Source organism: Streptomyces sp. BE20 (assembly GCF_036322525.1).
Taxonomy (GTDB): domain Bacteria; phylum Actinomycetota; class Actinomycetes; order Streptomycetales; family Streptomycetaceae; genus Kitasatospora.
In genome coordinates, this window is the sequence record NZ_JAQYWW010000448.1 from 21,740 (window position 1) to 35,297 (window position 13,558).

13 protein-coding genes and 1 pseudogene are annotated in these 13,558 nt (G+C 74.1%); 8 read left to right on the plus strand and 6 right to left on the minus strand.

The genetic code is table 11. The annotated features are described in order from the left end of the window. Positions 1 to 150: 150 nt before the first annotated feature. From PUR61_RS04585 to PUR61_RS04600, 4 genes are all read left to right on the plus strand, one after another. A complete protein-coding gene (locus PUR61_RS04585; protein ID WP_329875885.1) occupies positions 151 to 1,686 on the plus strand; it encodes a trypsin-like serine protease in 1,536 nt (511 codons plus the stop codon). Between the two features lie 348 nt (positions 1,687 to 2,034). Continuing rightward, the gene (locus tag PUR61_RS04590) at positions 2,035 to 2,436 is read left to right on the plus strand and encodes a hypothetical protein (protein WP_329875887.1); all 402 of its coding nucleotides are present in this window, start codon (positions 2,035 to 2,037) and stop codon (positions 2,434 to 2,436) included. Between the two features lie 110 nt (positions 2,437 to 2,546). Beyond that, complete coding sequence (locus PUR61_RS04595; protein ID WP_329875889.1) at positions 2,547 to 2,798, plus strand: hypothetical protein; 252 nt, start codon at positions 2,547 to 2,549, stop codon at positions 2,796 to 2,798. Positions 2,799 to 3,581: 783 nt separating this feature from the next. Further along, entirely contained in the window at positions 3,582 to 4,625 is a 1,044-nt protein-coding gene (locus PUR61_RS04600) for a hypothetical protein (RefSeq protein ID WP_329875891.1), read from the plus strand. Between the two features lie 158 nt (positions 4,626 to 4,783). On the opposite strand, the gene PUR61_RS04605 is transcribed toward PUR61_RS04600, so the two are convergent. Then, positions 4,784 to 5,308 carry a GNAT family N-acetyltransferase gene (locus PUR61_RS04605; RefSeq protein WP_329875893.1) on the minus strand — a complete coding sequence of 175 codons (525 nt, stop codon included), beginning with the start codon at positions 5,306 to 5,308 and terminating at the stop codon, positions 4,784 to 4,786. Between the two features lie 86 nt (positions 5,309 to 5,394). Further along, a complete protein-coding gene (locus PUR61_RS04610; RefSeq protein WP_329875895.1) occupies positions 5,395 to 6,333 on the minus strand; it encodes a GlxA family transcriptional regulator in 939 nt (312 codons plus the stop codon). Positions 6,334 to 6,447: 114 nt separating this feature from the next. On the opposite strand from PUR61_RS04610, the gene PUR61_RS04615 reads away from it, so the two are divergent. Next, positions 6,448 to 7,377, plus strand: coding sequence for an NAD-dependent epimerase/dehydratase family protein (locus tag PUR61_RS04615; RefSeq protein WP_329875897.1), 930 nt, complete (start codon positions 6,448 to 6,450; stop codon positions 7,375 to 7,377). Positions 7,378 to 7,569: 192 nt separating this feature from the next. On the opposite strand, the gene PUR61_RS04620 is transcribed toward PUR61_RS04615, so the two are convergent. Beyond that, positions 7,570 to 8,292 (minus strand): SDR family oxidoreductase, encoded by a 723-nt coding sequence (locus PUR61_RS04620; protein WP_329875899.1) that lies wholly within the window; start codon positions 8,290 to 8,292, stop codon positions 7,570 to 7,572. Between the two features lie 96 nt (positions 8,293 to 8,388). On the opposite strand from PUR61_RS04620, the gene PUR61_RS04625 reads away from it, so the two are divergent. Further along, positions 8,389 to 9,336, plus strand: coding sequence for an AraC family transcriptional regulator (locus PUR61_RS04625; RefSeq protein ID WP_329875901.1), 948 nt, complete (start codon positions 8,389 to 8,391; stop codon positions 9,334 to 9,336). A gap of 48 nt (positions 9,337 to 9,384) precedes the next feature. On the opposite strand, the gene PUR61_RS04630 is transcribed toward PUR61_RS04625, so the two are convergent. Next, positions 9,385 to 9,912 (minus strand): LysR family substrate-binding domain-containing protein, encoded by a 528-nt coding sequence (locus PUR61_RS04630; protein WP_329875996.1) that lies wholly within the window; start codon positions 9,910 to 9,912, stop codon positions 9,385 to 9,387. 227 nt (positions 9,913 to 10,139) lie between these two features. Beyond that, positions 10,140 to 10,334: pseudogene (locus tag PUR61_RS04635) on the minus strand (helix-turn-helix domain-containing protein); the annotation flags it as partial. Positions 10,335 to 10,385: 51 nt separating this feature from the next. On the opposite strand from PUR61_RS04635, the gene PUR61_RS04640 reads away from it, so the two are divergent. Both PUR61_RS04640 and PUR61_RS04645 read left to right on the plus strand, forming a co-directional pair. Next, positions 10,386 to 11,249, plus strand: a complete 864-nt coding sequence (locus tag PUR61_RS04640; RefSeq protein WP_329875903.1) for an oxidoreductase — start codon at positions 10,386 to 10,388, stop codon at positions 11,247 to 11,249. Positions 11,250 to 11,578: 329 nt separating this feature from the next. Further along, the gene (locus PUR61_RS04645; protein WP_329875905.1) at positions 11,579 to 12,112 is read left to right on the plus strand and encodes an EF-hand domain-containing protein; all 534 of its coding nucleotides are present in this window, start codon (positions 11,579 to 11,581) and stop codon (positions 12,110 to 12,112) included. A 421-nt stretch (positions 12,113 to 12,533) separates the two neighbouring features. On the opposite strand, the gene PUR61_RS04650 is transcribed toward PUR61_RS04645, so the two are convergent. Continuing rightward, positions 12,534 to 13,526 (minus strand): LacI family DNA-binding transcriptional regulator, encoded by a 993-nt coding sequence (locus tag PUR61_RS04650; protein WP_329875907.1) that lies wholly within the window; start codon positions 13,524 to 13,526, stop codon positions 12,534 to 12,536. Between the last annotated feature and the right edge of the window lie 32 nt (positions 13,527 to 13,558).

The following is a 13,558-nucleotide window of genomic DNA, read 5'->3' on the forward strand; positions in this document are numbered from 1 at the left end:
GGCAGGTCGGCGGCCGGGACGTGGTGCCGGCGCATCCGCGCGGCACCGCCCGGGCCGCCGCCGGTCGCCGTGCCGATGACGGGGAAGTCGAATTCAAGCCAGAGGGATATGGGGGGTGAGGAGCCCGAAATGAGGGTTTCTTCTCGAATAGTGGCAGCCGGCGCGGCGATCGGGATGTCGCTGCTCTACGGGGCCTTCGGCATCACACCGGCCGGCGCGACGCCCACCGCCGCCGCGCCGTTCGTCGTCGAGGACGGTTCGTATCCGGACGCGGACCGGATCCTCGCCGAGAGGGGCGTGCGGTTGAAAGCCGGCAACGGCAACATCGTGCTGGCGCCCTGTGCGCCGGGGGGCGGCCTGCTGCGGATCATGGCACGCGGCCGGGACGACCTCTGCTTCCGCATGACGGGGGCGACCGGGTACCTGAGCCTGGAGGTCCCGCGGGTCCACGGCATCCAGAGCGACGGCGTGCGCGACGTGAGCGTCGCCATGTCCGTCGACGGTGCCGGTACCTCCTTCACGGTCGACCGGCACCTGTGGACCGCGGTCGGGGAGGCGGCGGACCCCCAGGGGCGCGCCCACACCCTGCTGGAGATCACCGCCACCGGCCCCGCGTCGCCGGGCACCGGCGCCTCGGACCGGCCGTACCTGGCCAAGCTGGGCGTCGGCAACCGCACCTGCACCGGGACGCTGGTCGACCCGTACTGGGTGCTGACGACCGCGAGCTGCTTCGCCGAGAACCCGGCGCAGTCGCTCGCGGTGCCGGCGGGTGCGCCGCAGAAGAGGACCACGGCGATCGTCGGCCGCGGTGACCTGAACGGGGCGGGCGGGCACACCTCGGAGGTGACCGAGCTGGTCCCGCACGCCGACCGGGACCTCGTGATGGCCCGTCTGGCCTCGCCCGCCACCGCCGTCGTCCCGCTCGCGGTCGCCACCGCGGCGCCGGTCCCGGGCGAGGGACTGAAGGTCGCCGGCTACGGGCGCACCAGGACCGTGTGGGCCCCCGCCGCGCCCCACACCGCCACCTTCGGCGTGGGCGCCGTCGAGGCGGCCGGCATCGACCTCACCGCCACCGCGCCCGCCGACGCCACCGTCTGCCTCGGGGACACCGGCGCGCCCGTGATCCGCGAGACGGGGGGCCAGGGCGAGCTCGTCGCCGTCACCAGCCGCTCCTGGCAGGGCGGCTGCCTCGGCGTCCCGGCCACCGAGACCCGCACCGGCGCCCACGGCACCCGCGCCGACGTCCTCGCCGACTGGGTGCGGAGCGTGCGCTGGCGCACCGCCTCCATCAAGAACGTCCACAACGGCAACTGCCTCTACGTCCCGTGGCAGACGCCGGGCGACGGTGCGAACGCTCGCCAGAGCTTCTGCGACCCCCAGTACACCGACCAGCTCTGGCGGGTGGAGAAGGTCGCGCAGGGCTACCAGGTCCGCAACACCTACAGCAACCGCTGCCTCTACGTCCCGTGGCAGACGCCCGACAACGGAGCGGCCGCTCTTCAGACGTTCTGCGACGCCCAGTTCGCCGACCAGGTCTGGCAGCTCGACAAGGTCGACCAGGGTTACCAGATCCGCAACACCCACAACAACCGCTGCCTCGTCTTCTTCGCCTGGCAGGACAGCTCCGACCCCGCCCGCGTGTACGACTGCGTGCCGTCCTACAACGACCAGGTCTGGAGGCTGTGACCCCGCAGGACCCGGGTGGCCGCCGCTGAAGCACGCCACCCCGGCCGGGCCCGGCAGCGCTCCCGCTGCCGGGCCCGCGCGCGATGCGCCGGCGGTGCGGAGCCGCGGTCACGAACGGGCGGCCGGCACCCGGTCCGGGTCGTGCTCAGGCGCCGGGCTCCGCGCCGGCGACGAGAAGGCACGCATGGCCTGAAGCGGGAGTGCTTTTACGGAGAGTGACCGGCAGACGTCCTCGACGTACGCCGTCAGGGTGAATCGGCTCCCCTGATGGGTGAGGCGGGTGCGCTTCGGAGGGTGGTCCAAGGCCCGTCCGGAGTTGGCTGGGAGCGGATTCCTGGAGGATGACCCATGGGGCGTACGACCCGGCTCGGCCATTCCACGGCCCGGTTCGCGGTCGTGGTGCTGATGGGTGTCGCACTCGCGCTCGCGCTGCTCGGCGGGGGAGCCGACAGCGGCTTCCCGGAGCGCGTGGCGAGCGGCCACTGCGCAGCCGGCCAGGAACGGCCCGCAGGTGAGGGTGGCCCTTCGACGCCGCCCGGCGCGCCCGATCCGGAGAACTGCTCCGAGCCCTGCGAGCGACGCCGTGACCGGGTGGGTGTGTCGGCGGGCGTCGTCGTCCACCGGGCCGTCCGGACCGGGACGGTGGCGGCCCACGGTGACGGAGCGGAGCGGCGACCCGACGCGGGGGCGGCCCGGCCCAGGACCGGTGAAGGCGTCGGGCCCGTCCGCGAGGTGGTCCTGCGCTGCTGACGGTGCCCGGCCGGGAGGTGCCGGGACGCGTGGGCGGTGTCGCCGCCGATCGCACCGGCCCCGGCCTGCCGCGACCACCGTCCGACTCCGCACACCGCAGGAGATCCGTCATGCCGTTCGATGTCTATGCCGCGATGGGCGCGCTGGTGCGTGCCGAGGCCGTTCGCGTCCACGAACCCGTTCCCGCTCCGCCGTCCGCCGCCCGGCCCTGCGGAGCGCCCGCCGCCGCACCTGCGGGCGGGCCGTCGACCGACCCGGCGCCGGTGCCCGCGACGGCCCGGGCCGCCGAGGCCGGGCGGGCGGGCAGCCCCGACGTCCTGCCGGCCTCCGTGTGGCGCAGGCTCACCGGCCTGTTCGGCTGACCGCCGTGCGGCACGCACCGGAGGCCGGAGCCCGGCCGGGTCAGGCCGGAGGGACGAGCCGTACCGACGGCAGTGACCCCGGCAGCTCCGCCTCCGGCGTGTCGTACCCCACCACCTGCGCGCCCCGGGGGATCTGGCAGCGGCGGAGCGCGATCCCGTAGCGGCAGTCGCCGCACCAGAAGGAGCCGCTGCCTCCTTCGCCGGATCGGAGGTCAGGTCCAGCAGGTGCAGGCTCCCGGCCGCGCTCCCGCACCCCGGGCAGGTCGCTCGCACGGACCGCGGCAGCGCGCCGTACACCTCGTCGAACGTCTCCAAGCACGCGTCCCACGAAGCCATCGGTTCTCCCCGGTCGTCGTCGCCCACGCTGTCCGTGCCGTGATCGACCGCATGCCGCGCGGGTGCCCGCTGCTCGTCCCCGCGCTCCTCGGCCCGCGTCGACGGTAGCGCCGGAACGCGTCGTCGGGCAGGGTTCGGCATGACGGACGCGGCGGCGGCCACCGCGCGGGCCGCCCCCGTCGGGGCGGTGCCGTACGCGGACAGGGGACGGCGGCGGCCGGTGCCCCGGGTCCGGTCGGGCCGCCGGTGGCGGGCTGTTTCCCGGGACCCTGTATGTTGATCACCCGCCGGTGCTCCCGGTGTCCCACGACGGCCTCTGACGTGCGGTTCTGCCTGCCCGGGTGACGGCCGTGCGGACGCCGGGCCGCTGCCGTCGCCGGATCGGGCCGGGCTTCGGCCCCGGAGCCGACAGGCGCTCCTCGTCTCCACGTGCGTGAAGGATTTCGCATGACCGTTCCCGCCCCGCCCGACAGCCCGCCGCCCGTGGAGGACACGACCGACACGCGGCCCGTCGAGGACACGACCGGCGACGACCCGTGGACTCCGCCGGGTCCGGACCGGGGCGACGCCACCGACCGCGGTGGGGCCCCGGCGTTCGCGGCGGCGGGTCCGCCGCCCTGGGCCCCGTACCCGATGCCGGTGCCGCCGCCCCGCAACTCTCTGGGGACCGCGGCCATGGTGCTCGGGATCGTCGGTTCCACGCTGAGCCTGGCCGTGATCCTCTTCTGGCTGTCCTGGCTGCCGGCCCTGCTCGCCGTGATCCTCGGGGCCGTCGGCCTGGGGCAGGTGCGCAAGGGCCTCGCGACCAACCGTGCGGCGGCGCTCGCGGGCGTGATCCTGGGCATCACCGGTCTGCTGGTCTCGACGGGTGCCGGCGTGTTCGTCGTGACACAGCTCTGGGCGGTCAACCAGGAACGGAAGGCGGAGGAGGAGGCCGCGCGGGTCCGGGCCGAAGCCGCGATCGAGGCCGCCGAGACGAGGGCGGCGCAGGAGAAGGAACGGGCCGAGGCCGAGAAGCAGCGGATCGAGGCGGAGCGGCAGCGGATCGCGGCCGAGCGGGAGAAGGCGGCTGCGGACGAGAGGGCCAGGCGTCTGTCGTTCGGCCAGTCCTACACGTACCCGGACGGGCTGAAGGTCACCATGGCCGCGCCGGAGCGCTACGTCCCCAGCACGACCGTCTTCGAGGCCCCCAAGAACGCCAAGATCGTCCAGGTGACGATCACCGTCGTCAACACCGGGTCCCAGGGCGTCTCGCTCGAAGGGGCGGGGCTGCCCTCCGTCAGGGACGCCTACGGCGGTCCCGTCTTCACCCTGATCGACGGGAGCGCACGGATGAAGATCCTCCCCGGCTCCCTCGCGCCCGGCGAGCAGGCCACCGGCGTGTCCGCGTACGCGCTGCCGGCCGGCGCGGCCGACCCGTTCTCCGTCGGGATCGACCACGGCCTCGGGTCGCAGCGCAAGAACGTGATCTGGTCCGGCCCGCCCGCCTGACCGGGGCGGTCGGCTCCGCCCCGGTGAAGCACCCGTGGGCGAACCGTCGGGGAAGACGTCAGTGCCGTTCTGTCGTGACCTCCCGCGCGGTCGGGAGGTCACGGCCGCGTCGGGCCGTCGCCGCCGGCGCAGCGCCTCACGGGCGGAGCGTCGGAGAGTCAGTCGAGGGCCACCTCGTGCCGCAGGATGCTGTAGTGGGCCATGTCGTGGAAGCTCCCGTTCCGGAAGTGGGCGCCTCGCAGGATGCCCTCACGGGTGAAACCCGCCTTCTCCAGCGCACGTTGTTCGGCGGCGTTCGTCACATCGGTGCTGGCGTCGATCCGGTTCACCTGGGTGTGGGCGAAGAGGTACCGGACGAGCAGTCGTTGGGCCGTCGTCCCGACGCCGCGTCCGCGGGCCTCGGGCAGGATCCCGGCGCCGATGTTCCAGCTGTGGTTGAGCGGGCCCTGCTGGGAGCGGTGCCAGGAGACGTGACCGAGCACCTCGTCGCCCTCGGCCACCACGAGGTTCCCGGAGTCGGGCGTCAGCAGCCCGTTCTCCTCCCAGCGGCGCGTCATACGCGCCGGATCGTTCCATCCGAACCACCCGAAGGCCGAGGCCGTTTCCGGACCGGAGTTGTTCAGTAGGTCCAGGACGGGAAGGTCTTCCCTCGTTGCGGGCCGAAGACGAATCTCAGTGGTCATGCCGGGCAGGGTACGTTCCCGGGCCCGGCCGTGGTACCGGCCGGGGGGAGGAGATCGGTGCCGGGCCGGTCCGTGCAGGCGGCCGGTCACCGCTGCGTGAACGCGGCCCGGTACGCGCTGGGAGCGAGCCCCGTTCGTCGCGCCAGGTGCCGGCGCAGGGAGTCCGTGGTGGCGAGGCCGCTGAGCCGGGCGACCTGGTCCATCGACAGGTCGGTCGTCTCCAGGAGTTCCTGCGCACGGATCACCCGCTGGTGGAGGAGCCACTGCAGCGGGCTCAGACCCGTTTCGTCGTGGAACCTGCGGGCCAGCGTGCGCACACTGGTCCTCGCGTGAGCGGCGAGGTCGGCGCGGGTGAGCGGCTCGTCCAGGCGGTCGAGCGCCCAGGCCCGGGTCGCGGCCAGCGAGATGCCCGTCTCGGGCGGCAGCGGCGTCGCGATGAACTGTGCCTGCCCACCGGGCCGCACCGGTGCCGCCACCACCAGTCTGGCGACGGCGTTGGCCGCCGCGGCGCCGTAGTCGGAGCGGATCAGGTGCAGGCACAGGTCGATGCCGGCCGACAGTCCTGCGGACGTCAGGACGTTGCCGTCCTCGACGTAGAGCACGTCGGGCCGCAGCCGGACGGCGGGGAAGCGGGCGGAGAACTCCTCGGACTTGGCCCAGTAGGTGGTGGCGCTGCGGCCGTCGAGCAGCCCGGCCCGGGCGAGCACGAACGCCCCGGTGCAGATCGAGGCGATGCGTTTTCCCGCGGCCGACGCGTGGCGCAGCATCGCGAGGACACGCGGGTCGATGTCGTCGCGGGCACCGGTGCCGGTCACGATGACGGTGTCGGCGTCGTCGACGGCCTCCAGCCCGTGGAGGACGGTGACCTGCATGCTGCCGGTGACGACGGGACCGGGGCGGGCGGTGCAGACGCGCACCCGGTAGCCGGGGCGGCCGTCGACGCTCGTCTCGCCGAGGACGAGTTCCGGGATCGACAGGTCGAAGGTGGTGGCAGGGGGGACGGCGACGACGGCAACGCGGTGCATGGCCCGAACCTCCGGATGTTTGGCATTCGGGCCACTACCTTACGGATCAACCGTGGCGGAGGGTGGGGGCGTTGGGGCGGGCCCGTCCCAGCTCTTCGACCAGGGAGTGAACACGTGTCCTTGTACGTCATCGTCGGGGCCGGATCCACGGGATCGGCCGCCGCACGGCTGCTGGCGGACGCGGGCGAGCAGGTCCGGCTCGTCACCCGCCGGGGCGGCGGGCCGGTGGACGACCGGATCGAGCGGGTGGCCGCCGACGCCACCGACACCGCGCGGCTGAGCGGGCTGGCCCGCGGGGCGGCGGCCCTGTTCAACTGCGCGATGCCGGCCTACGACCGGTGGCCGGCCGAGTTCCCACCGCTGGCAGCCTCGTTGCTGACCGCAGCGGAACGCGGCGGAGCGGACTACGTCATGCTCGGGAACACCTACGGCTACGGACCCGTCGACGGGCCGGTCACCGAGGACCTTCCCATGGCGCCCACCAGCGTCAAGGGCCGTGTCCGGGCCCGGATGTGGCAGGACGCGCTCTCGGCCCACGAGGCGGGCCGGGTGCGGGTGACCGAGGTCCGGGCCGGCGACTTCCTCGGCGCGGGCGCGTACTCGCCGTTCACGCTCATGGTGGGGGAGCGGGTGCTGAGCGGCGCGTCCGTCTCGTACCCGGGTGATCTCGACGCCCCGCACAGCTGGACCTACACCGGTGACGCGGCCCGGACGCTGATCGCCGCCGCCCGGAACGAGAGGTCCTGGGGCCGGGCCTGGCACGTGCCGTCCACCTCCCACGCCCCGGTCCGTGAGCTGGCCGCCCACCTGGCCCGGACGGCCGCCGTACCCGGCCCCGACCTGACCCACATGACGACGGCCGAGTTGGAGGAGATCGGACGGACCGATTCGGTCATGGCGGAGTTCCCGGAGATGTTGTACCTGTACGACCGACCCGGCATCCTCGACGCGTCGTTCACCGCGGAGGTGCTGAACGTCGCGCCGGCCCCGCTCGACGCCGTCCTCGCGGAGATGGCGCAGGAGCACGGCCGGCGCGGCGTCTGACGTCCGACGTCCGCGGTGCGGCGCGTCGGTGGGCGGTGGCCGGGCGGGTGGATCCTCCGGCAGGGGGTCCCTGTGGATTCCGCGCCCTGTCCCTGTCCGGGTGGCTCCCGTTCTCCGGCGGACGACGTGCCGGGGGCGGCGCCCGAGGCTGTCGGACCGGGCTTGCCGGTCCGGGCCGACAGCAGTCCGGTGTCAGGCCAGGGCGGCGCCGCCGTCGAGGGTGAGGACCGTGCCGGTCGCGTAGCCGTTGCCCAGGAGGTAGAGGTAGGCCGCCGCAGCCTCCTCGGGGCTGCCGACGCGCTGCACCGGAAGGCCGCTGCCCTGCGCCCGGAGGAAGGCCTCCGGCTCGGGCACGGTGCTGTCCCAGAGCTCGGTGCGGATCGCGCCGAGGCGGACCGCGTTGACCCGCAGCGGGGCGAGTTCCAGGGCGAGGGCTCGCGTCAGGCCCTCGACGGCGGCGGTGATGCCGGCGCCGAGCGAGGCTCCGGGGACGGGCCGGGTGGCGAAGGCGCCGGAGGTGAGGGTGATCGAGCCGCCGGAACGGAGCTTCGGTGTGGCGTACTTCGCGGCGAGCACGGCGCCCCAGAAGCGGCGCTCGAAGAACGCTCGGGACTCCTCGGCGGTGAGGTCGGCGAGCGGCTTCAGCAGTAGGGGCTCGCCCGCCGTGTAGACGAGGTGGTCGAACTCGCCGATCCGGTCGAAGAAGGCGACGAGGGCGGCCTCGTCGGCGACGTCCAGCAGGACGCCCTCGGCCGGGTCGCCGAGCTTCCTCACCGCCAGGTCGACCCGGTCCCGGCTGCTGGAGGCGACGACCACGTTCGAGCCCTGAGCCGCCGCGGCCTGCGCGACGGCGAATCCGATGCCGGAGGTGCCACCTATGACGACGACACGCCGGGTGTCTGATGTGTTGTTCATGGCGAGAACGCTACGTGTCGCGATCGAGACAGTGAATGACACGAAGTCTCGATTCACTGTCCGATCGTCTCGATCGCAGCGCGTTAGGGTGAGCGCATGGACATACTCAGCGACACGCTCGCGGCCCTGCGCACGGGGCGTCCGTCCGTGGTCCGGACCGACGCGCAGGCGCCGTGGGGTGTGCGCTTCCAGCCCGTCGCGGGAGCCGGATTTCACGTCGTCGTCGAAGGGCGCTGCTTCCTCCTGCCGGTCGGCGGCGATCCGACACCCCTGGGCCCCGGCGACGTCGTGTTCCTGCGGCGCGGCACCGGTCACGCCATCTGCGACGCGGTCACCAGCGAGCCGGTCGCCTTCGAACCCGAGCGCGTCGACACCTCCTCGCCGGTCGGGCGTTTCACCGTCGAGGGCGACGGCGCTCGCAGCGTGCTGGTGTGCGGGGCCTACCACCTGGACATCGACCGGCCGCATCCGCTGCTCGGCGACCTCCCGGAGGTCGTCCACCTCCCGGCCGGCCCCGGTCGCCATCCGGCGCTGCGCTCGGCGGTCGACCAGCTCTGCGCCGAGATCCACCGGCCGCGGCCGGGTTCGGACGCGGTGGTCACGGCGCTCGTCGACCTGCTGCTGCTCTACATCCTGCGGTCCTGGTACGACGAGTTGCCCGGGGAGCGGACGCGGGGCTGGGCCTCGGCACTGGACGACCCGTTGATCGCCCCGGCGCTGAGGGCGATCCACGACGACCCGGCGCATCCGTGGACCGTCGAATCGCTGGGGAGCCGGGCCGGGCTGTCGCGCGCCGCGTTCGCCCGGCGGTTCACCACGGTGGTCGGCGAGCCACCGCTCAGCTACCTGACGACGTGGCGGATGGCCGTCGCGGCACGCATGCTGCGCGATACGGCCGACTCGCTGAGCGCCGTGGCCGGGAACGCCGGCTACACCTCGGAATTCGCGTTCGCGAAGGCCTTCAAGCGGCACTTCGGCGCCCCGCCGGGGGCCTACCGGCGGGAGAGGCGGACGGCGTCGGCCTCGCGGGCGGCGCCGGGCTGATTCTCCCGGGCGAGGGTCCGGGCTCTCGGCCCCGGGCGGTCGGCCGTTTCAGCCGGCCAGTTCGCGGACCACGGCGGCAAAGCCGTGGACGAGCGGGTTGTCCTCGCCCGCCGGCCAGGCGAGGGCGACCCGCAGCGGCTCGACGTCGGTCAGCGGGACCCAGGCGAGGTCCGGGCGGGTGTAGTAGCGGGCCAGGCTCGCCGGGGCGAAGCAGACGGCCGCGCCCTCCGCGACCTGCTCCAGCATCTCCTCGACGTTGTCGTTGGTCGGCCCCCAGCGCGGCGTCGAACCGTCCGGGCGGGGGTTGACCGCCCACCAGTCGACCCAGGCGCGGGGTGCGCGCTCGGTCCACATCAGCGGTTCGTCGTTGACCTCCAGGACGGATATGCCCGCGCGCCCGGCCAGCCGGTGGCCGGTGGGCAGCCCGACGATCCGCGGCTCGGTGTGGACGGTCTCGTGGTGAAGCCCCGTGAGGTCGGCGGGCAGCCAGACGAAGGCGACGTCCACCCGGCCGTCGCGCAGCGCGTCGGCCTCCTGGCCCCAGTCGAAGCGCTTCGGCTCGACCCGGACGCCCAGGTGCCGGCGGGCGAACTCGGCACGTGCCGGGTGGTCAACTCGCCTGCACCGCTGGCCTCGAAGCCTACCCGCAGCACCCCGCTCGCCGCCCGCCGGTGCCGCTCGGCGGCGGCGTTGATCCGCTCCGCCTGGGTGACGGTGCGGCGGGCCTCGGTGAGCACGTCGAGCCCGGCCGCGGTGGCGGTCACTCCGCCGGAGTGGCGGTCGAAGAGACGGACCCCCAGCTCGGTCTCCAGCCTGCGCAGGGCGTAGGAGAGGGCGGGCTGGCTCACGAACAGGCGGGCGGCGGCCCGGCCGAGGTTGCCCTCGTCGGCGATCGCGATCAGGTACCGCAGCTGGCGCAACTCCACTCGGTGATCATAAAGCGTCTTTATCGATCGACCAGGGTTCTGTCTTGGACGTCCTCGATCCCTGGCTGACATAAAAGAGTCCGTCAACTACCGAGTTCTGTCACGCCTTACGGAGGCACCCCCATGACCGGAACCACCCCCGAGACGACCGCGGCCGGTCGGGTCTGGCTGATCACCGGCGCCAACTCCGGCTTCGGCCAGGCGATCGCGGAGGCCGCGCTGGCCGCCGGCGACACCGTGGTGGCGGCCGCCCGCCGGCCCGAGACGCTGGACGCGCTGGTCGCCGCCCACTCCGACCGGGTCGTCCCGGTCCGGCTGGACGTCACCGACCCGGCCCGCATCGCCGCCGTGGTGGCGGACACCCTGCTCTGGTACGGGCGGATCGACGTCCTGGTCAACAACGCCGGGCGCGGGCTGATCGGCGCCGTGGAGGAGTACACCGACCGCGAGTTGCGCGACCTGATGGAGCTTCACTTCTTCGGACCGGCCGCGCTGACCCGTGCCGTCCTGCCGCACATGCGGGCCCAGGGCTCGGGCGCGGTCGTCCAGTTGAGCAGCATGGGCGGCCGGTTCACCTTCGCCGGGGTGGGTGCCTACTCGGCCACCAAGTTCGCGCTGGAGGGCCTCTCGGAGGCGCTGGCGCAGGAGGTCGCGCCGTTCGGCATCAAGGTGCTGATCGTGGAGCCCGGCTCCTTCCGCACCTCCTTCGCCGGAGCGGGCGCGCTGGCCCAGGCGGCCGCCATCCCCGCGTACGAGTCGGTGGTCGGACCGCTGCGCACCGCACTGCCGGAGAGCGACGGCAAGCAGCCGGGCGACCCGGCCAAGGCCGCCGCCGCGATCCTGGCCGCCCTGGACGACGAGCGGACCCCGCTGCGGCTCGCCCTCGGGAACGACGCCGTCGACGCGATCCTCGGTCACCTGGACGCCGCGGAGAAGGAGGTCCGGGACTGGGAGGCGGTCGGCCGGGGGACCGACTTCGACGCCTGACGGGCACGGGCCTCGCCGGATCGTCGGGACACGGCGTCGCAGCGGCCGTGGCCACCGGTCGGCGAGCACGCTCCGACCCCGGAGCCCACCGCGGCTCCGGGGTCGGACCGCGCCCCTGCCGGTGGACGGCCTGCCGCTGCTCACCGTCGAGCGGCCCGTTCCTGCCGGCGCCCGATCGGTGCGAGCGGGTGCACTGCCGAAGACGTCGGCGCAGCCGCCGCGCGTTCACTCCTTCGCGTGAACGGTCCGTATCCGCAGGAGCCCGCCGGGCCCGCCCTGATGGAATCGCGAGGAAGACTTCCTTCGCGACTCCGGAAAGTGGGACATCGATGCGGGCAGAAGCGGTCGATCGAGTTCGGTGTGTTTTCACCCTGTTCGACGCAGACGGCAACGGATTCATCGAAGCCGACGACTTCGAGCTGATGGCCGGGCGGGTCATCGAGGCGGTGCCCGGGGCCGCCGACGCGAAGCACGGCGCGATGCTCAGTGCGTTCCGGGCCTTCTGGGGGAGCCTGGAGACGGAGCTCGACGCCAATCGCGACGGCAGGATCGACTTCGAGGAGTTCAAGGCCGTCGTGCTCGCGCCGGAGCGGTTCGACGAGGCGATCGGGGAGTTCTCCGAGGCACTCTCGACCCTGGCGGATCCGGACGGCGACGGGCTGATCGAGCGACCGGTCTTCGTGGGGGTCATGACGGCCATCGGCTTCGCCCTGCCGAACATCCACTCGCTGTTCGACGGCCTGGAACCCACGAGCACGGACCAGGTGGCGGTGTCGGACTGGGCCGAGTCGATCAGGGACTACTACCGCCCGGACCTGGCCGGCATCCTGGGCGACCGCCTGGTCGGGACTCCCACGGGCTGAGGGCCGCCGGGCGGTCGTCCGGGCGGCCGGGGGAGAGGTTCTGCCGCCCGGACGAGGACTGATCCCGCCCAGGCCCTCGGTGATCCGCGGGCCTGGGCTCCCGAGCGGCGCCCGCAGGTGGCTTCCGGGAGCCGCTGCCGCCGCGTTCGGTGACGAGCCGCGCCCCGGCCACCGCGTTCGGCCCGCGCGGGAGCGACCGGCTGCGCTCCTTGACCGTGGCGCGCCCGCGCCGCCCGGGCACCTGGACGGGCTGCCCTCCGCGGCCGAGGCCGCCGACGCGGCGCCCGTCCCCCCGGACCCCGGCGTGTGTATCGGTGCCGACGGGGTCGGGACACCCGCCCCCGGCGCCACCGCGGTGGGGGTCGGGTCCTGCCGCGCCGTGCCGCCGGCGCCCTGGTGCCCGCCGTTTCCGCCGCCGCCGTCAGGCGTCCGCGTCCGTGGAGGCCCGCACCACCAGCTGCGGGGCGAAGCGCTCCACGCTCTCCTCCCTGTCGCCGGCCGGAGCCTGAAGGAGCGTCAGGGCGCGCTCGGCCATCGCGGTGAGCGGGTGGCGGATGGAGGTGATGGGCGGGTCGAGGAGTTCGAGGAGCTCGGTGTCGTCGAAGCCGGTGACGGCGATCTGCCCGGGCACGGAGACCGCCGAGCGCTGCAGCGTGCTGACGAGTCCGACCGCGAGGACGTCCGCGCCGCAGACGACGGCGTCGATCCGGTCGCGCTGTTCGGCGATGCGGCGGCCCGCGGTGCGGCCGGCGTCGGTGGTGAAGCTGGGCAGCAGCACGGTGGTGGCGTCGGTGCCGCGGGCCTCGGTGAAGGCGGCGAGGCGTTCCGCGCCGGAGGAGGACGCCTGGTCGGCGGCGACCAGGGCGATCCGGCGGCGGCCGAGGCTTTCGAGGTGGTCGAGGAGCAGGCGCATCGCGGCGGCGTTGTCGAGGGTGACGGCGACGGTGCCGGAGCCCGTGGCCCAGCGGTCGAAGAGGACGACCGGCGCGCGTTCGGCGGCGGCCCGGACGGCGGGCCCGGACGCGCCGGCGGAGACGGGGACGACGAGCAGGCCGTCGACCCGGCCGCCGAGCAGGGTCTCGATCTGCTCGGCCTCGATGGCGGTGTCGTTGGCGGCGTCGGAGACCACCAACTGGCCTCCGGCGGCGCGGACCTGCTGGGCGAGGGCGTCGGTGAGCTGGACGAAGTACGGGTTGGCGAGCGAGGGGACGACCACGCCGACGGTGCCCGTGGTGCCGGTCCGCAGCGCCCGGGCGGAGTGGTTGGTGCGGTAGCCGAGGCGCCGGGCGGCCTCCTCGACGCGGCGGACGAGGTCCGCGTCGACGTTGCGCGGGGTGCCGGCCAGGACGCGTGAGGCGGTCGCGCGGGAGACGCCGGCGGCCGCTGCCACGTCGAGGAGTCGGGGCGCTGTCACGTGGGTGGTCCTTCGCGGTCGGAGACGTGCTC